15 protein-coding genes and 1 other RNA gene are annotated in these 17,764 nt (G+C 57.8%); 10 read left to right on the plus strand and 6 right to left on the minus strand.

The window, feature by feature from the left end; genetic code table 11:
- Nucleotides 1–95: 95 nt before the first annotated feature.
- Both dnaK and grpE read right to left on the minus strand, forming a co-directional pair.
- Complete coding sequence (gene dnaK, locus K5K89_RS25075) at nt 96–2,012, minus strand: molecular chaperone DnaK (RefSeq protein ID WP_071489990.1); 1,917 nt, start codon at nt 2,010–2,012, stop codon at nt 96–98.
- A gap of 102 nt (nt 2,013–2,114) precedes the next feature.
- Nucleotides 2,115–2,675, minus strand: coding sequence for a nucleotide exchange factor GrpE (grpE, locus tag K5K89_RS25080; RefSeq protein ID WP_222540443.1), 561 nt, complete (start codon nt 2,673–2,675; stop codon nt 2,115–2,117).
- 254 nt (nt 2,676–2,929) lie between these two features.
- Here grpE and recN point away from each other — a divergent pair, with 254 nt between their 5' ends.
- Entirely contained in the window at nt 2,930–4,603 is a 1,674-nt protein-coding gene (gene recN / locus K5K89_RS25085) for a DNA repair protein RecN (RefSeq protein ID WP_222540444.1), read from the plus strand.
- Nucleotides 4,604–4,690: 87 nt separating this feature from the next.
- Here the strand turns inward: recN and fur are convergent, their stop codons facing one another.
- Nucleotides 4,691–5,095 carry a ferric iron uptake transcriptional regulator gene (fur, locus tag K5K89_RS25090; protein WP_222541750.1) on the minus strand — a complete coding sequence of 135 codons (405 nt, stop codon included), beginning with the start codon at nt 5,093–5,095 and terminating at the stop codon, nt 4,691–4,693.
- Nucleotides 5,096–5,193: 98 nt separating this feature from the next.
- On the opposite strand from fur, the gene K5K89_RS25095 reads away from it, so the two are divergent.
- The gene (locus K5K89_RS25095) at nt 5,194–5,721 is read left to right on the plus strand and encodes an outer membrane protein assembly factor BamE (RefSeq protein ID WP_071489987.1); all 528 of its coding nucleotides are present in this window, start codon (nt 5,194–5,196) and stop codon (nt 5,719–5,721) included.
- 63 nt (nt 5,722–5,784) lie between these two features.
- On the opposite strand, the gene K5K89_RS25100 is transcribed toward K5K89_RS25095, so the two are convergent.
- Nucleotides 5,785–6,087 (minus strand): RnfH family protein, encoded by a 303-nt coding sequence (locus K5K89_RS25100; RefSeq protein WP_222540445.1) that lies wholly within the window; start codon nt 6,085–6,087, stop codon nt 5,785–5,787.
- The gene (locus K5K89_RS25105; RefSeq protein WP_071489985.1) at nt 6,080–6,514 is read right to left on the minus strand and encodes a type II toxin-antitoxin system RatA family toxin; all 435 of its coding nucleotides are present in this window, start codon (nt 6,512–6,514) and stop codon (nt 6,080–6,082) included. Before K5K89_RS25105 ends, K5K89_RS25100 begins: the two co-directional genes overlap by 8 nt.
- 166 nt (nt 6,515–6,680) lie before the next feature.
- Between K5K89_RS25105 and smpB the strand changes: the two genes are divergently transcribed.
- Complete coding sequence (smpB, locus tag K5K89_RS25110; RefSeq protein WP_058427663.1) at nt 6,681–7,163, plus strand: SsrA-binding protein SmpB; 483 nt, start codon at nt 6,681–6,683, stop codon at nt 7,161–7,163.
- Nucleotides 7,164–7,199: 36 nt separating this feature from the next.
- On the opposite strand, the gene K5K89_RS25115 is transcribed toward smpB, so the two are convergent.
- Nucleotides 7,200–7,967 (minus strand): GntR family transcriptional regulator, encoded by a 768-nt coding sequence (locus K5K89_RS25115; RefSeq protein ID WP_093529753.1) that lies wholly within the window; start codon nt 7,965–7,967, stop codon nt 7,200–7,202.
- Between the two features lie 250 nt (nt 7,968–8,217).
- On the opposite strand from K5K89_RS25115, the gene K5K89_RS25120 reads away from it, so the two are divergent.
- The 7 genes from K5K89_RS25120 to hsdR all read left to right on the plus strand — a co-directional run bounded on the left by K5K89_RS25120 (nt 8,218) and on the right by hsdR (nt 17,722).
- Nucleotides 8,218–9,912, plus strand: coding sequence for a lactate permease LctP family transporter (locus K5K89_RS25120; RefSeq protein ID WP_071489983.1), 1,695 nt, complete (start codon nt 8,218–8,220; stop codon nt 9,910–9,912).
- Between the two features lie 70 nt (nt 9,913–9,982).
- Complete coding sequence (locus K5K89_RS25125; protein WP_222540446.1) at nt 9,983–12,793, plus strand: FAD-binding and (Fe-S)-binding domain-containing protein; 2,811 nt, start codon at nt 9,983–9,985, stop codon at nt 12,791–12,793.
- Nucleotides 12,794–12,930: 137 nt separating this feature from the next.
- Nucleotides 12,931–13,209 carry a hypothetical protein gene (locus tag K5K89_RS25130; RefSeq protein ID WP_010206635.1) on the plus strand — a complete coding sequence of 93 codons (279 nt, stop codon included), beginning with the start codon at nt 12,931–12,933 and terminating at the stop codon, nt 13,207–13,209.
- Nucleotides 13,210–13,313: 104 nt separating this feature from the next.
- Nucleotides 13,314–13,710: a transfer-messenger RNA gene (gene ssrA / locus K5K89_RS25135) on the plus strand.
- Nucleotides 13,711–14,077: 367 nt separating this feature from the next.
- The gene (locus K5K89_RS25140) at nt 14,078–14,284 is read left to right on the plus strand and encodes a hypothetical protein (RefSeq protein ID WP_222540447.1); all 207 of its coding nucleotides are present in this window, start codon (nt 14,078–14,080) and stop codon (nt 14,282–14,284) included.
- Nucleotides 14,284–15,171, plus strand: a complete 888-nt coding sequence (locus K5K89_RS25145; protein WP_222540448.1) for a hypothetical protein — start codon at nt 14,284–14,286, stop codon at nt 15,169–15,171. Before K5K89_RS25140 ends, K5K89_RS25145 begins: the two co-directional genes overlap by 1 nt.
- A gap of 184 nt (nt 15,172–15,355) precedes the next feature.
- Nucleotides 15,356–17,722 carry an EcoAI/FtnUII family type I restriction enzme subunit R gene (hsdR, locus tag K5K89_RS25150; RefSeq protein ID WP_222540449.1) on the plus strand — a complete coding sequence of 789 codons (2,367 nt, stop codon included), beginning with the start codon at nt 15,356–15,358 and terminating at the stop codon, nt 17,720–17,722.
- Nucleotides 17,723–17,764: the final 42 nt, after the last annotated feature.

The raw sequence follows: 17,764 nt of genomic DNA on the forward strand, positions 1-17,764 counted from the left end.
ATTCGCATACCCCAGACACGCCAACGCGGGAGCAAGCTCCCGCGCGGCGACATCCTACCAGTCACCGCTTGATAGCGGTCAACCGGGCGACCAACTTACTTCTGGTCTTTGACTTCTTCGAACTCGGCATCGACAACGTCGTCGTGCTTGGCTTCAGGCTCTGCCTGTTGCGCAGCACCGTCAGCTGGCTGACCTTGTTCGGCGTACATTTTCTGAGCAACTGGCGCAGACACTTTCGACAGTTCTTCGATCTTGGCTTCGATAGCTGCCTTGTCATCGCCTTTCACGGCGGTTTCCAGGGCAACGACAGCAGCTTCGATGGCAGCCTTCTCTTCGGCAGTCACTTTATCGCCAGCATCAGCGACCATTTTGCGCGTCGAGTGAACCAGCGCATCACCCTGGTTACGGGCGCCAGCCAGCTCGGCAAACTTGGCATCCGCATCAGCGTTAGCTTCAGCATCACGAATCATCTGTTGAATTTCTTCATCAGACAGACCGGAGTTGGCCTTGATGGTGATCTTCTGCTCTTTGCCAGTCGCCTTGTCCTTCGCGCCAACGTGCAGGATGCCGTTGGCATCGATATCGAAGGTCACTTCGATTTGTGGCACGCCACGTGGAGCTGGTGGAATCTCGGCCAGGTCGAACTTGCCCAGGGACTTGTTCTGAGCAGCCTGCTTACGCTCACCTTGCAGCACGTGAATGGTCACCGCGCCCTGGTTGTCGTCGGCAGTCGAGAACACCTGGGATTTCTTGGTAGGAATCGTGGTGTTTTTCTCGATCAGCGCAGTCATCACGCCGCCCATGGTTTCGATACCCAGGGTCAGCGGGCTGACGTCCAGCAGCAGCACGTCTTTCACGTCGCCGGCCAGTACCGCACCCTGGATGGCAGCACCCATGGCAACCGCTTCGTCCGGGTTCACGTCTTTACGTGCTTCCTTGCCGAAGAACTCGGTAACTTTCTGTTGAACCAATGGCATACGGGTCTGACCGCCGACCAGGATCACGTCGTTGATGGAGCCAACGTCGATACCGGCGTCTTTCAGCGCGATGCGGCAAGGTTCGATGGTGCGCTGAACCAGGTCTTCAACCAGTGCTTCCAACTTGGCGCGAGAAATCTTCACGTTCAAGTGCTTAGGACCGGTGGCATCTGCAGTGATGTACGGCAGGTTCACGTCGGTCGAATTGCTCGAAGACAGTTCGATCTTGGCTTTTTCAGCAGCTTCTTTCAGACGCTGCATCGCCAGCGGATCACCTTTGAGGTTGATGCCGCTTTCTTTCTTGAATTCGTCAACGAGGTAGTCGATCAGACGAATGTCAAAATCTTCACCACCCAGGAAGGTGTCACCGTTGGTGGCCAACACTTCGAACTGGTGCTCGCCGTCAACTTCAGCGATCTCGATGACCGACACATCGAAAGTACCACCACCCAGGTCATAAACGATCACGGTGTGGTCGCCTTTGGCCTTGTCCATACCGTAAGCCAGCGCAGCTGCGGTTGGTTCGTTGATGATACGTTTTACGTCCAGGCCCGCGATGCGACCGGCATCTTTAGTGGCCTGACGCTGACTGTCGTTGAAGTAGGCCGGAACGGTGATCACCGCTTCGGTCACTGTTTCACCCAGGTAGTCTTCGGCCGTCTTCTTCATCTTTTTCAAGACTTCAGCCGAAATCTGCGGTGCGGACATCTTGTTGCCATTTACTTCAACCCAGGCGTCACCGTTGTCAGCCTTGGCGATTTTGTAAGGCACCATCTTGATGTCTTTCTGTACGACTTCTTCGTCGAATTTACGACCGATCAGACGCTTTACTGCGTACAGAGTGTTGTGCGGGTTGGTGACAGCCTGGCGCTTGGCCGACTGACCGACCAGGATCTCGCCGTCATTTGCGTAAGCAATGATCGACGGAGTGGTACGCGCGCCTTCGGCGTTCTCGATGACTTTGGCCTTGCCGTTTTCCATGACGGACACACACGAGTTGGTGGTCCCCAGGTCGATACCGATAATTTTGCCCATGATTTACTCTCCCGAAACTTGAATTTGGTTGCCGCAGCAGTGGTGGCTAACTGCGGTAGCACTTAAACGCTTGACTTATAGATGGGGGCTTTACAGCGTATTTCAAGCCTGCTCATCAATAGAAGGCGCAACCGGTGCAGGCGACTTGCTCACCACGACCATCGCCGGACGCAGCAGGCGACCGTTGAGCTGATAGCCCTTCTGGAACACTTTCAGCACGCTGTTAGGCTCCAGGTCATGGCTTTCCTGCATGGACATGGCCTGATGATGTTCAGCGTTGAACGGTTCGCCGCCGGTTGGATCGATGGCTTCCAACTGATAACGCTTCAGGGTGTCCTGGAACATTTTCAGGGTCAGCTCGATCCCTTCGCGCATTGGGCGGATGTTTTCGTCATCCGGATTGGACAACTCGAGACCACGCTCCAGGCTGTCGATGATCGGCAGCAAGTCACCGGCGAATTTTTCCAGTGCGAACTTGTGAGCCTTCTCTACATCCTGCTCGGCACGGCGGCGGACGTTCTGCAGATCGGCGGCAACACGCAAAGACTGATCCTGCGCAGCCGCCAATTGCTCTTCGAGCACTTGCACGCGAGTTGCCAGCTCGTCGCCGACAGCCGAATTGGCGTCTGGAGTTTGCGTATCCTGCGTCTGTTCGTCAGCCATAGTTTTCTCCTTTCAAAATCATGCGCGAACTCAACTCGCGCTTCTGTTCCGGTATATGGGGCCACAATTTCCAGGTTCAAGGGCGTAGGCGTTACCAAAAGTCTTTCCCATGACCGGGATCAATTCCTGCCCCTTCATTCCTCAGCGCGCTAAAAAACACGTCTATTCAAGCAAATCGAGCTAAACGCCAGGATTGTCAGCCTCGAACAAAACACTGTATAAATAACCAGACCTAAAGCCTGGGAGCGGCCTTCATGCTCGTGCACCTGTCCGTACATAACTACGCCATCGTTGAACACCTGGATCTCGAACTGGACCGCGGGATGAGCGTAATCACAGGCGAAACCGGCGCCGGCAAGTCGATCATGCTCGATGCCCTGGGCCTCACCCTGGGTGATCGCGCCGACAGCGGCGTGGTGCGCCCCGGCGCAGACAAGGCTGATATCCTGGCCACCTTCGACCTGGCCGATATTCCCGAGGCCGAAACCTGGCTGGCCGAACGCGACCTTGATAATGAAGGCCCATGCATCCTGCGACGGGTTATCACGGCGGAGGGTCGCTCTCGCGGCTATATCAACGGTACGCCCTGCCCACTGGGCGACCTGAAAGCCCTGGGCGAGCTGCTTATCGATATCCACAGCCAGCATGAGCACCAGTCGCTCCTGAAGACCGACACCCATCGCCGCCTGCTCGATGAATACGCCGGCGCCACAGACCTTGCCCGCCAGGTGCAACTGGCCGCCCAGCGCTGGCGCCAGACTCGCCAGGAACTGGAGCGACTCTCCAACTCCGGCGATGAACAACGTGCTCGCCATCAGTTGCTCAGCTATCAACTCGAAGAACTGGAGAGCCTGGGCCTGGGCGAGAACGAACTGGAGCAGCTCGAGCAGGAACACAAGAACCTCACCAACGCAGAAACCCTGCTGGGTATTTGTCGCCAGGTGGTTGAGCAATGCAGTGAAAGCGACTCAGGCAACGTGCTCAATGCACTGACTGCCAGCCTCAATCGCTTGTCGAGCGTGAACAATGCGTCCGGCTCGCTGAGCGAAGCTACGACGCTGCTCACCAGTGCACAGATCCAGGTGGAGGAAGCGGTCGGCGAACTGAATCGCTTCCTGGATCACTTCGATGCCGACCCGGCACGCCTGCAGGAAATAGAAGAACGCCTGGACACTATCTATACCCTGGCGCGCAAGCATCGAATCCAGCCCACCGAAGTGGCGACAATGCAGCAAAAGCTGCTGGATGAAATCGAGACCCTGAATGCGAATGACGAGTCCATCGAACGACTGGGCGAAGAACTCGCCTCGTTCGCTCGTCATTACCAGGAGAGAGCGCGCGAACTGAGCGACCTGCGCAAACAAGCCGCGACAGGCCTGGCCAGCGCAGTCGAGCTGGAGATCCAACGCCTGGGCATGCCGGGCGGGCGCTTCACCATCGAACTGCACGCCAACACCAGCAACGAGCTGCAACCCCACGGGCTGGAGCAGGTTGAACTACTGGTAAGCGCCAACCCTGGGCAGCCGCTCAAGGCGTTGGCAAAAGTGGCATCCGGCGGCGAGCTCTCGCGGATCAGCCTGGCGATCCAGGTAATTACCGCGCAAACCTCCCGGGTACCGACACTGGTATTCGACGAAGTTGACGTGGGCATTGGCGGGCCGACAGCAGAAATTGTTGGCCAACTGTTGCGACGCCTGGGGGATCGAGGCCAGGTACTGACGGTCACCCACTTACCGCAAGTGGCAGCCCAAGGTCATCAACACTTGTTTGTGCACAAGGTACGCGGCAGTGATGCGACGCACACGGCCGTGTCCAAGCTGAACAAGTCCGAACGCGTGGAAGAAGTGGCGCGCATGCTCGGCGGTATTGATTTGACCAAGGAGTCGTTGGCGCACGCGAAGAAAATGGTCGTGGCAGCAAAGGCCTGAGCGAACAACATTCCTTCTTTATAGAAAGCACGAAGGCGACCCTGAGGTCGCCTTCGATCGTTTTGCAGCGTAAATCTGCAGCGCTTGTTACTTTTTCTTACGGATGTACAGGACCAGATTATGGTCAACCAGATGGAAGCCATGCTCTTCAGCAATCTTATGCTGCAACGCTTCGATTTCCGGGCTGGTGAACTCGATAACCTCGTTGGTATCCAGGTCAACCATGTGGTCGTGATGACCACCGTCAGCCAATTCGAACACTGCATGACCGCCGTCGAAATTATGACGAACCACCAGCCCAGCGGCTTCAAACTGGGTCAGCACACGGTAAACCGTGGCCAGACCAACGTCCTCATTAGACTCCATCAGCGCCTTGTAGACATCCTCGGCACTCATGTGGCGCTGCTCAGCAGAATCGAGCATTTGTAGAATCTTGACTCGTGGCAGAGTCACTTTGAGACCGGCTTTGCGTAGTTCGCTATTTTCAACCATGGTTAGCTTTCTCGCGGATGCTGCTTCGCAGCTTCTCTTAATACGGGTATGATCGGCGTTTACGTTGTCCCAGCCAAGATAGTGGAAGTCGCCCACCGATGCAAAACACCAAGCTCTTGCTAACCAGTTTCACCTTTGTGGGACTGCTCGCACTCGCCGGTTGTTCATTCCCCGGGGTTTACAAAATCGACATCCAGCAGGGCAATGTCGTCACGCAGGACATGATAGACCAGTTACGCCCCGGAATGACCCGACGGCAAGTACGGTTTATCATGGGTAATCCCCTGCTGACCGACACTTTCCATGCCGATCGCTGGGATTATCTCTACAGCCTGCAACCAGGTGGCGGTGAACGCCAGCAGGAGCGCGTCAGTGTCATCTTCAATGGCAATGACCAGCTTGTCAGCCTGTCCGGCGACTTCATGCCCGGCGTAAGCCGTGATGAAGCCCTGCTTGGCAAGGATAACGGTAACAACGTGACTGCGCCTGCGCAGGAAGGCGAGAAGCCGAAGTCCGAAGTACCGGCCAAGCCTGGCTCCTTGCTCGACAAGATCCAGAAAGACGTCGACGGGGTGGAGACAGTCCCCGTCCCGACGCCGCAGCCTCTGGACACCAGCCCGCAGTAAGTGTGCGGCGCTCAACAAAAAGCCCGGCATGCCGGGCTTTTTGTTGCCTGCCATTTGGCTGGCCTATGGGTGCTGCTGCTTGGCCAGGGCCGCCTTGGCCGCGCGGAGCCGGCGCACCTCTTTCGGATCCACCAATAACGGACGGTAAATCTCAATACGGTCACCGGCCTGCACTGCGCGCACGTCGGCATCCGCAACCACCTTGCCGAATATCCCCAAAGGGCAATTCGCTGGATCCAGCTCGGGAAATCGCGCTGCAATACCGGACGCCTGCACCGCAGCACGCAGATGAGTGCCCACCGGCACCGACACCGCCAGCAACACCTGGCGATCCTCGGCGGCATACACCACTTCGATCTCAACCATGCAGTTGCTTGGCTCGCTGACAAAAAGCATCCACCAGGGTATTGGCGGCCTGGTTGAACAACGGCCCCAACGTCGCCCGCACAATAGGCCCGGCATAGTCAAAAGAAAGATCCAGGCTGATTTTGCAGGCCTTATCCGTCAGCGCCTTGAACACCCATACGCCATGCAGTTGGGTAAACGGCCCTTCCTGCAAATTCATTTCGATGGACTTACCGGGCACCAGCACATTACGCGTAACAAAATGCTGACTAAGGCCACTCTTCGCGACCCCGACACTGGCGACCATGTGGTCATCACTGCTTTCCAGCACCTCGGCCGTTGAGCACCACGGCAGGAATTCCGGGTAACGCGCCACGTCGTTGACCAGGTCATAGAGCGCCTGTGCCGGATAGGGCAGCAGCGCTGAACGTTGAATATGCGTCGTCATGTGTGCGTTATTTCCACAGCTGAGGCAAACATCGCGAAAAAACAGCCCGATCCGCGAAAGAAAAAATCCAGAGAACTGCCTGCATTGTCCGGGATTCATCCAACACGCTCAAGCACGCAGGTTGACCGTAGCCGACACGCTCGCAACTCCCTATAATGCCGCCCCTATGGCTAAACAAAAGAAACACCCCACAGGGACCATCGCGCAAAACAAAAAGGCGCGACACGATTACTTCATCGAACATCGGTTCGAGGCTGGTCTGGTCCTGGCCGGCTGGGAAGTAAAGAGTCTGCGTGCCAGCAAGCTGCAACTGGTCGACAGTTATGTGCTGCTCAAGGATGGCGAGGCATGGCTGCTCGGCAGTCATATCACCCCGCTGACCACCGCGAGCACCCACGTGATCGCCGACCCGGTGCGTACGCGCAAGCTGCTGCTCAATGCCCGCGAACTGGAAAAGCTCGCAGCCGCTGTACAGCAGAAGGGCTATGCCTGCGTCTGTCTGTCCTGGTATTGGAGCAAGCACCTGGTCAAGTGCGAAATCGCACTGGGCAAGGGCAAGAAGGAATACGACAAGCGTGATTCCGAGCGCGAACGTGATTCCAACCGCGAACTGCATCGCGCCGTGCGCAACAAGGGCAAGGAAGAATAATCCTTGCTGCGATGCAGCCGTGGGCGCCCCCCTCGGCTACATCCCCTTGCGCCGCTCCGCACGCGCCACGCGCTGAACTTCCTGACGCACTTCCTCCAGCACTTCCTGCACATACAGCAGGTGACGTGTTGAAACCTCGCGCGCCTGCTCGGCGCGACCTTCGATAATCGCCAGGTACAGATCCCGATGCTGATTGATCAGCATGTCGCGGGTTTCCGTACGCTGCTGGTACATGCCACCAATGTTGGTCACCACATTTCGTTTCAGCAGGTCGAACAGACCCCGAATGGTGTGCAGCAACACGGCGTTATGACTGGCTTCGGCGATCGCCAAGTGAAACCGCGCATCGGCCGCGCCCTCTTCCGCTCGACTCACTTCATCGCAGCGGGTGTAGCAATCCTGTAGCACCTCGAACGCCGCCGTCAGCCGCTCGCGATCAACCTCCGTGGCGCGCAGCGCGGCGTAATAGGCGCAAGACGCTTCGAGGGTCTGACGAAACTCCAGCAGATCACGCTGGGCCTCGGGATTGTTCTCCAGCAGGTGCAGCAACGGATCACTGAACGTGGAGCCCAGGGACTCAGCCACATAATTGCCACCGCCTTGACGGCTGACGAGCAACCCCTTGGCCGCCAACTTCTGGATCGCCTCGCGCAAGGAAGGCCGCGACACCCCGAACTGCTCAGCCAAAGCGCGCTCGGCCGGCAAGCGCTCACCCGACTTCAGCGTGCCCTCGAGGATCATGCCCTCAAGCTGCTCGACAATATCGTCAGACAAACGGCGCTGACGCACCTGATCAAACCCCATCACTCACTCTCCACCATCCCGACCACTCGCCGGGGCTCTATTCTGGCCTATCGCAGCGCTTGCGGCACCTATCAGAACGCCTTCCTTTCAACCGATCAGCCCCCCCTGCACACCGACCTACGACCAAAGTTTCGCAAGCGGCAAATTGACACGCCCCTGGCAAGGCTTTTACTCTAGCCAACAGCGATTGTAAATTGGTATTACCAATTATCCAAGCTAACCAAACAACAACAATCAGGGGCCACCCCATATGCAAACCTGGCAACAGCTCTACAGCCCGCTCGGCAGCCTCGGCCTGTCCGCACTGGCGGCGGTCATCCCGATCGTATTCTTCTTCCTGGCCCTGGCCGTGTTTCGCCTCAAAGGGCATGTGGCCGGCAGCATCACCCTGGCGCTGTCGATCCTGGTGGCGATCTTCGCCTTCCAGATGCCGGTGGACATGGCGCTGGCCGCCGCCGGTTACGGCTTTGCCTACGGCCTATGGCCTATCGCGTGGATCATCGTCGCGGCCGTGTTCCTCTACAAACTCACGGTCAAAAGCGGCCAATTCGAGATCATCCGCAGCTCGGTCCTGTCGATTACCGATGACCAACGCCTGCAAGTGCTGCTGATCGGCTTCTGCTTTGGCGCCTTCCTGGAAGGTGCGGCCGGTTTTGGCGCCCCCGTGGCGATCACCGCAGCGTTGTTGGTCGGCCTGGGCTTCAACCCGCTGTACGCCGCCGGCCTGTGCCTGATCGCCAACACCGCGCCTGTCGCATTCGGCGCCTTGGGCATCCCGATCATCGTTGCAGGTCAAGTGACCGGCATTGATGCGTTCAAGATCGGCGCCATGACCGGCCGCCAATTGCCGCTGCTGTCGCTGTTCGTGCCGTTCTGGCTGGTGTTCATGATGGACGGCCTGCGCGGCGTGCGTGAAACCTGGCCGGCCGCTCTGGTTGCAGGTTTGAGCTTTGCCATCACCCAGTACTTCACCTCCAACTTCATCGGCCCGGAACTGCCGGACATCACCTCGGCCCTGGCCAGCCTGATTTCCCTGACGCTGTTCCTGAAAGTCTGGCAGCCCAAGCGCACTGCGGGCGCACAGATAGCCGGCGCCACCTCCAGCGCTGCGGTCACCGCGAGTGCGGGCGGTTTCGGCCTGCCGCGCAACACGACTGTCTCGCCCTACAGCCTGGTGCAGATTTTCAAGGCCTGGTCGCCGTTCCTGATTCTCACGGTGCTGGTCACCATCTGGACCCTCAAGCCGTTCAAGGCGATGTTCGCCGCCGGTGGCTCGATGTACAGCTGGGTGTTCAACTTTGCGATCCCGCACCTGGATCAACTGGTGATCAAGGTCGCACCGATCGTGACCAACCCCACTGCGATTCCGGCCGTGTTCAAGCTGGACCCGATTTCCGCGACCGGCACCGCGATTTTCTTCTCCGCGCTGATCTCGATGCTGGTACTGAAGATCGACATCAAGACTGGTCTTACCACTTTAAAAGAGACCTTCTACGAACTGCGCTGGCCGATCCTGTCCATCGGCATGGTGCTGGCCTTTGCCTTCGTCACCAACTACTCCGGCATGTCGTCGACCATGGCGCTGGTATTGGCTGGCACCGGTGCAGCCTTCCCGTTCTTCTCGCCTTTCCTCGGCTGGCTGGGGGTTTTCCTGACAGGCTCCGACACGTCGTCCAACGCCCTGTTCAGCTCGCTGCAAGCCACCACTGCGCATCAGATCGGTGTGAACGACACCCTACTGGTTGCCGCGAACACCAGCGGCGGCGTCACCGGCAAAATGATCTCGCCACAATCCATCGCCGTGGCCTGCGCCGCCACCGGCCTGGTGGGCAAGGAATCCGACCTGTTTCGCTTCACCCTCAAGCACAGCTTGTTCTTTGCCACCATCGTCGGGCTGATCACCCTGGCCCAGGCCTACTGGTTCACCGGTATGCTGGTGCACTGAGACCTGCATGCAATAGGGTAAGAATCGACGCCGGACAACGGTTCCGGCGTCTGCTATTTCTGGAGGACCGATGAGCCTGCCTGCTGCTTTCCTGCGCGACGCCGCACAACTGATCCCGAAAGATCGACGCTTCGACGACCCGCTTTCCACCCTCGCCTTCGGCACCGACGCCAGTTTTTACCGACTGACCCCACAGCTGGTAATCCGCGTGGAGTCGGAAGACGAAGTCGTCGCGCTGCTGCAACTGGCTCAACGCGACCACGTTCCAGTCACCTTCCGTGCCGCTGGCACCAGCCTGTCCGGCCAAGCCATCAGCGACTCGGTGCTGATCGTACTGGGGGACAACTGGAATGGCCGCGAAATTCGCGGCCAAGGCACACAAATCCGCCTGCAGCCCGGCGTGATCGGCGCCCAGGCCAACGCGTGGCTGGCGCCGTTCGGACGCAAGATCGGGCCGGACCCAGCGTCGATCAACGCCTGCAAAATCGGCGGCATCGTCGCCAACAATGCCAGCGGCATGTGCTGCGGCACGGCGCAGAACACCTACCACACCCTGGCCGGGATACGCCTGGTATTGGCTGACGGCAGCCGCCTGGATACCGAAGACGCAGCCAGCGTGGCGGCGTTTCACGAACAGCACGGCGCGCTGCTTGAGCGTCTGGCGACACTGGGGCGCGAGACCCGCGCAAATACTGAACTGGCGGCAAAGATCCGCCACAAATACCGTCTGAAAAATACCACCGGGCTGTCACTCAATGCCTTGGTGGATTTCGACGCCCCCCTCGATATCCTCAGCCATCTGTTGGTAGGTTCCGAGGGCACCCTTGGATTTATCAGCGCGGTGACCTACGACACCGTGATCGATCACCCCAACAAAGCGTCGGCGTTGATTGTGTTTCCGGACGTCGAAACCTGCTGCAATGCAGTCACCGTCCTCAAGACCCAACCCGTTTCGGCCGTTGAGCTGCTGGACCGTCGCAGCATGCGCTCGGTACAGAACAAGCCGGGCATGCCCGCTTTCGTACAGCACCTATCGGAAAATGCCTGCGCCCTATTGATCGAGTCGCGTGCAGCGTCCTCGTCGTTACTGCACGAGCAACTGGCGCTGATCATGGCTTCCCTGGCCCAGTTTCCGGTCGAGAAGCAGGTCGATTTCACCGAAGACCCCGTGGAAAACGCCCGCCTGTGGGCGATCCGCAAGGACACCTTTCCCGCCGTCGGCGCCGTGCGCAAAACCGGCACCACGGTAATCATCGAGGACGTGACCTTCCCGGTCGAACAACTGGCAATCGGCGTGAATCGCTTGATCGAGCTGTTCGACAAACATCACTACGACGAAGCGATACTTTTCGGACACGCGCTGGAAGGCAATCTGCACTTCGTGTTCACCCAAGGCTTCAACAGCGCGCAAGAAGTCACACGCTACCAAGCGTTCATGGACGACGTGGCACAACTGGTAGCGGTGGAATTCGGTGGTTCGCTGAAAGCCGAACACGGCACCGGCCGCAATATGGCCCCGTTCGTCGAGCTGGAATGGGGCAGCGATGCCTATCAACTGATGTGGCAACTCAAGCGCCTGCTTGACCCCAACGGCATTCTCAACCCGGACGTGGTGCTCAGCGAAGACCCGCAAATCCACCTCAAGCACCTCAAGCCGCTGCCCGCCGCCGACGAGCTTGTGGATAAGTGCATCGAATGCGGTTTCTGCGAACCGGTGTGCCCGTCGAAAGGCCTGACTCTGAGCCCCCGCCAGCGCATCGTGATCTGGCGCGATATCCAGGCGAAAAAACGCGCTGGTATCGACACCGCTGAGCTGGAAGCCGCCTATCAGTACCAGGGCATCGACACCTGCGCCGCCACCGGGCTTTGCGCCCAGCGCTGCCCTGTAGGAATCAATACCGGCGACCTGGTGAAAAAACTGCGCAGCCGCGATGCTGACCGTACGAAAACCGCCGAATGGCTCGCCACGCATTTCGCCACCGCGCTGCAAGGCGCGCGTTTTACACTGCATGTGGCCAATGGCGCACGCATGCTGCTGGGCGCCCCGCGCCTGGCGAAGCTATCGGCCAGCGTGACCAAGCTGTCCAAGGGGCAGATTCCGCAGTGGACCAACGCCATGCCGCAGCCGGAGAAAGCCATTCGCTTCAGCCCGGCGGTGACGGACGAGCGCCCCCGGGTGGTCTACCTGGCGGCCTGCGTCTCACGCGCCATGGGCCCGGCGGCGGGCGATAAAGAGCAGATGTCGCTGTACGACAAAACCCGCAACCTGTTGGAAAAAGCCGGTTACCAAGTCGTGTTCCCCGACAATCAGGACAGCCTGTGCTGCGGCCAGCCGTTCGCCTCCAAAGGCTACGCCGAGCAGGCCGAACACAAGCGCCAGGAACTGATCGGCGCACTGCTCCACGCCAGCCGTGGCGGGCTCGACCCGATCTACTGCGACACCAGCCCCTGCACCCTGCGCCTGGTGCAGGACCTGGGCGAAACGCGCCTGGATCTTTACGACCCCGTACGATTTATCCGCACGCACCTGATGGACCGCCTCGACTTCACCCCCCAGGAAGCCCCCATCGCAGTGCATGTCACCTGCAGCACCCAGCACCTGGGCGAGAGCCAGGCCCTGATCGACCTCGCTCGCCGCTGCTCCAACACCGTGGTGATCCCGGAAGGCATTCATTGCTGCGGGTTCGCCGGCGACAAGGGCTTCACCACGCCGGAACTCAACGCCCACTCACTGCGCACCCTCAAGGATGCGGTGCAATATTGCAGCGAAGGCATCTCCACCAGCCGCACCTGCGAGATCGGCCTGAGCCAGCATGGCGGCATCGATTATCACGGCTTGGTCTACCTGGTGGACCGCGTCACCCAGGCCCGCGCTCACTGAGCCTGCAAAAAAAACAGAACCCCTGCGCGCCGGCGTAGTCATCTGCATAGGCCTCGCCAAGCGAGGTTTATCAGTGATGTCGCTGGCAGCGGTTGAACGCCAGCAGCGTCGAGCCCTTTTGCGCAAGGAGATACCCTATGAAGCGTTCCGCTCTTGCTGGCTTGTTCATTACCGCTGCGATGCTGGCCTCCCCTGTGTTCGCGGCGGGCGAGCCCGATCTGTGCAAAATCAATCTGGACAAAATCAACAACGGTAAAGCGCTGCTCGCCACCGACACCAGTGGTAAAAGCGGCGAGATAGACACTGCCGTCTCCCAGGCCAAGGCGGCCCACGCTGCGGGTGATGACAAAAAATGCATCGAGATCACCTCGAAGGCGCTGCAAGACCTGCAGAACAGCGAAAAAGGCGGCCAATAGGCAGCGCCGTAGCGGAAGACCAACCTTCGGGTTGGCCTTCCGCGAGTGTTTGGCGTACACTGCATAGGCTTGTCACTCACTAAGAAACAACGAGTTACAAGCACGGGGCCGTTTAGGATTCGACGCCGGTCGCGAAACTTTAGGTGCATGCCGAGTTGGTAACAGAACTCGTAAATCCACTGTTGCAACTTCTTATAGTTGCCAATGACGAAAACTACGGCCAGGAATTCGCTCTCGCTGCGTAAGCAGCCTTAGCCCTGAGCTTCTGGTACCTTCGGGTCCAGCAATCACCAGGGGATGTCTGTAAACCCAAAGTGATTGTCATATAGAACAGAATCGCCGTGCAGTACGTTGTGGACGAAGCGGCTAAAACTTACACAACTCGCCCAAAGCACCCTGCCCTTCGGGTCGCTGAGGGTTAACTTAATAGAAACGGCTACGCATGTAGTACCGACAGCGGAGTACTGGCGGACGGGGGTTCAAATCCCCCCGGCTCCACCAAATGATCAAACAAAGACGTCCACGGACGTCTTTTTTGTGCCTGGTAATCAATGAGTTAAAAGGCTTCATTGCCTTTAGCCTTCATAGGCGATTATTTACCGACAGGCCCAGCCAGCTTGAATTGCACGTCATGTTGACATTTCACTTGACAGATGATCCTCTTGACAAAGATCGTTGCATCTTATGCGGCCAGAAGCTGTCCAGGTGCAAAGGGCCGGTGAAACCGGCCCTTTGCACCTGGACAGGGTGATGAACCATGCATTTCGTCGATTAATACCTTGCACTCACAGTGTTTCCCCTATAGCGGACCGACCGAGTGTGCTAACCTCAAATCCAAGTCCATTTCACCCTTATGGGTACTTTCGCCATGATCAGCGGCCACAAGCATTCAAAAGACCTTAGCTTTGCGGAAATGATGAGCCTTAAAAGCAGCTCACGTGACCGCCAGGTTGATGCTGTCTATGCTGCTGACCCTGAGATACTCGAAATGGCTGCTGCCCGTGCCAAAGCCGCCCTTCGTGGCAACTCTGCTTCAATCGCTCGCCCACAACGATTCTCTGCGCTAAGCAACTGATGCCCGACGCGGTAAACGAAGATGCTCCGTTCGCCCTACTTGAACGTTCAGAGCTCTTCGCTTTCCTGCTCGATCTAATTCAGCGCGTCTACCGCCCCTCAATTCAATCAGCTGTCACCGATTACGGCCTTGTGATCGTTGGCGGGCAATCGCTTACGCTTTGGGCCCGGCAATATCTCATCGACGAAATGACAGGCGAGGATGTCGGATTCGTCACTAGCGATGACTTGGACTTTATCGGTAAGCCGAGCTCTATTGATTATTGCGCCCAGATGATGGGCGTCCCTTTTCGCAAGGCGAAGATGGACGACAACACGATAAATATTGCCGCCGCGTACATTGACTGGGTTGACGGTAAAGAGGTCATCGTCGATATCCTGGAAATGGACAGCGTCGGGGGCGCGCCCAAAAAAGAGATTTTCAAGTATTTATCCGTCCTGGATATCGAAGGTGTGCAGGTCGCCGTCATCGACCCCATCACGTGTCTAAAGTCCCGTTTGTTCAACCTATTCGCTTACTGGCAGGATCGAAAGCACCGGGAGTCAGTGCGAGTGAAGATCGCACTACGCGCGTCGAACCACTACCTGCGCGACTTGCTGGTTCATGATGGGTATCGAGTCATATCAGAGCATATCCATCGAATTAAGGCCTTGGCCCTGACACCGCTCGGCAAGCGTGTTTATGTCGAATATGGAATCGACGTGCTGGACGCCATCCCCTACGATCCGGCGCTGTTTCCAGCGGCCTACATGGATCGGGAACGACCGAACATGCTCCGCCAAATTGGTGATGTACGCCGACGAAAGTTAATTCAGTACCAACGATTCACATGTGGCCCTATCCACCCTAGTCATCTTCAGCCTGCGGCAAATTACGATCCCAGATAAAAGAATCGGGACCACGCAAAACACTCGCGCTGTCATCGCCTCGACTCTTCTTGCCTACAGCTTCTACTACCCAAACCTGATCTTCCCCCGTGCCACTATCAAACAAGGTACATTTACGCCCATCGAGCACGAACAGCAGTGCCGCAATGGGGCGACCAGGCCGGTTTGAAAGGGAATTGGGGTTATGGACAAAAAGTCGCTTTCCGAGCGGGACATCTGCAGCAAGTACATCGCCCCGGCCATTCAACAAGCTGGGTGGGACATGCACAAGCAGGTGCGCGAGGAAGTCAGCTTTACCAAAGGCCGCATTATCGTCCGAGGCAAACTTCACAGCCGTGGCGAAGCACGCCGCGCAGACTTCATCCTCTACCATCAGGCCAACCTGCCTATCGCTGTAATCGAGGCAAAGGACAACAAGCACTCTATTGGCTCCGGCATGCAACAAGCTCTGGGCTATGCAGAGGCGCTGGACATACCGTTCGTGTTCTCCAGCAATGGCGATGGCTTCCTATTTCACGACCGCAGTGGCACAGGCGGCCAGGTAGAAACCGAACTTACCCTTGATCAATTCCCCAGCCCTGCCGAACTTTGGCACCGCTACTGCCAGTGGAAGGGGCTGGATACAACAGCCCAACACAAGATCGAAGCGCCCTACTACGACGACGGCTCCGGGCGCATGCCGCGCTATTACCAGATGAATGCCATCAACCGCACCGTCGAGGCTGTGGCGCGTGGCCAAGACCGTATCCTGCTGGTAATGGCCACGGGCACCGGCAAGACCTACACCGCCTTCCAAATCATCTGGCGGTTGTGGAAATCGAAACAGAAGAAACGCATCCTGTTTCTGGCCGACCGCAACATCCTGGTCGACCAGACCAAGAACAACGACTTCAAGCCCTTCGGCCAGGCGATGACCAAAATCGCCAAACGCCAGATCGATACCTCCTACGAGATCTACCTGTCGCTCTATCAGGCCGTCACCGGCACTGATGAAGAGATGAACATCTACAAGCAGTTCTCCCGCGACTTCTTCGACCTGATCGTGATCGACGAATGTCATCGTGGCAGCGCCTCCGAGGATTCCGCCTGGCGTGAAATCCTCGACTACTTCTCCAGCGCCACCCATGTCGGCCTTACCGCCACACCGAAGGAGACCAAAGAGGTATCCAGCATCACCTACTTCGGTGAACCGATTTACAGCTACACCTTGAAGCAAGGCATCGAAGACGGCTTTCTCGCCCCCTACAAAGTGGTGCGCATCGACTTCGACAAAGATCTACAAGGCTGGCGACCACCCAAAGGTATGCTCGATAAAAATGGCGAGCTGATCGAAGATCGCATCTACAACCTCAAGGATATGGACCGCACCCTGGTTATCGAGGCGCGCACCCAACTGGTGGCGCAGAAGGTCACCGAACTCCTCAAGGCCACCGATCCGTTTCAGAAAACCATCGTCTTCTGCGACGACATCAACCACGCCGAGCGCATGCGCCAAGCCCTGGTCAACCTCAACCCTGAGCGCGTGGCCGAGAATCGCAAATACGTCATGCGCATCACCGGCGATGACCAGGAAGGCAAGGCCGAACTGGATAACTTCATCAACCCGGAAGAACGCTACCCGGTGATTGCCACCACCAGCAAGTTGATGACCACCGGCGTCGATGCTCAGACCTGCAAGCTGATCGTGCTCGACCAGCACATCAAATCGATGACCGAGTTCAAGCAAATCATCGGTCGCGGCACTCGCATCAACGAGGACTACGGCAAGTACTGGTTCACCATCATGGACTTCAAAAAGGCCACCGAGCTGTTTGCCGACCCGGCCTTCGACGGCGACCCAGTAGTGATCTACGCCCCAGAAGGCGATGACTCCCCCGTACCGCCGGATGACCCGCTTGCCGATGAAGATGGCATCAGCGCAGGCAACGATAACGAGGGTGATGACCTGGATTTCACCGGCGAAGATGAGCGCAAAAAACGCATCAAGTATGTCATCGACAACGTCCCGATTTATGTCATCGCCGAGCGTGTGCAGTATTACGGTCCGGATGGCCGACTGATAACCGAGTCACTGCACGACTACACCCGCACCTGCGTGCAAAAGCAGTTCGCCTCGCTGGATGACTTCCTCCGGCGCTGGAGTGATGCCGAACAAAAGAAAGTCATCATCGAGGAGATGGCTGTCCAGGGCGTGATGTGGGAAGCCTTGGCCGAAGAAGTGGAAAAGAAACAGGGCAAGCCGCTCGATCCGTTCGACCTGATCTGCCACGTCGCCTTCGATCAGCCTGCCCTATCACGGAGTGAGCGAGCCGAGCAGGTGAAAAAGCGCAACTATTTCGCCAAGTATTCTGGCGCAGCACGCCAGGTGCTGGAGGCGTTGCTGGATAAATACGCCGATACCGGTATCGAGCATATTGAGGACATCAAAATCCTCCAGCTCGACCCTTTTAGCCAGTTCGGTGCCCCCATCGAGCTGGTCAAGGCCTTTGGCGGTAAGGCTGGCTACAACAAGGCTATCCATGAGCTGGAAGACGAACTTTACGCAAGCTAAGGGCTAAACACCGACGACATGCCAAGGCAGTCGCCCCCACTA

The organism is Pseudomonas sp. DR208 (assembly GCF_019823005.1).
Classification (GTDB): domain Bacteria; phylum Pseudomonadota; class Gammaproteobacteria; order Pseudomonadales; family Pseudomonadaceae; genus Aquipseudomonas; species Aquipseudomonas extremorientalis.

Excerpts from the sequence above, each read along its gene's own strand:
- hsdR (WP_222540449.1), top strand. The coding sequence starts at position 15,356 with ATGGACAAAAAGTCGCTTTCCGAGCGGGACATCTGCAGCAAGTACATC.
- dnaK (WP_071489990.1), bottom strand. The coding sequence starts at position 2,012 with ATGGGCAAAATTATCGGTATCGACCTGGGGACCACCAACTCGTGTGTG.
- K5K89_RS25095 (WP_071489987.1), top strand. The coding sequence starts at position 5,194 with ATGCAAAACACCAAGCTCTTGCTAACCAGTTTCACCTTTGTGGGACTG.
- K5K89_RS25100 (WP_222540445.1), bottom strand. The coding sequence starts at position 6,087 with ATGGTTGAGATCGAAGTGGTGTATGCCGCCGAGGATCGCCAGGTGTTG.
- recN (WP_222540444.1), top strand. The coding sequence starts at position 2,930 with ATGCTCGTGCACCTGTCCGTACATAACTACGCCATCGTTGAACACCTG.
- K5K89_RS25125 (WP_222540446.1), top strand. The coding sequence starts at position 9,983 with ATGAGCCTGCCTGCTGCTTTCCTGCGCGACGCCGCACAACTGATCCCG.
- grpE (WP_222540443.1), bottom strand. The coding sequence starts at position 2,675 with ATGGCTGACGAACAGACGCAGGATACGCAAACTCCAGACGCCAATTCG.
- K5K89_RS25120 (WP_071489983.1), top strand. The coding sequence starts at position 8,218 with ATGCAAACCTGGCAACAGCTCTACAGCCCGCTCGGCAGCCTCGGCCTG.
- K5K89_RS25140 (WP_222540447.1), top strand. The coding sequence starts at position 14,078 with ATGATCAGCGGCCACAAGCATTCAAAAGACCTTAGCTTTGCGGAAATG.
- K5K89_RS25130 (WP_010206635.1), top strand. The coding sequence starts at position 12,931 with ATGAAGCGTTCCGCTCTTGCTGGCTTGTTCATTACCGCTGCGATGCTG.
- K5K89_RS25115 (WP_093529753.1), bottom strand. The coding sequence starts at position 7,967 with ATGGGGTTTGATCAGGTGCGTCAGCGCCGTTTGTCTGACGATATTGTC.
- smpB (WP_058427663.1), top strand. The coding sequence starts at position 6,681 with ATGGCTAAACAAAAGAAACACCCCACAGGGACCATCGCGCAAAACAAA.
- K5K89_RS25105 (WP_071489985.1), bottom strand. The coding sequence starts at position 6,514 with ATGACGACGCATATTCAACGTTCAGCGCTGCTGCCCTATCCGGCACAG.
- K5K89_RS25145 (WP_222540448.1), top strand. The coding sequence starts at position 14,284 with ATGCCCGACGCGGTAAACGAAGATGCTCCGTTCGCCCTACTTGAACGT.
- fur (WP_222541750.1), bottom strand. The coding sequence starts at position 5,095 with ATGGTTGAAAATAGCGAACTACGCAAAGCCGGTCTCAAAGTGACTCTG.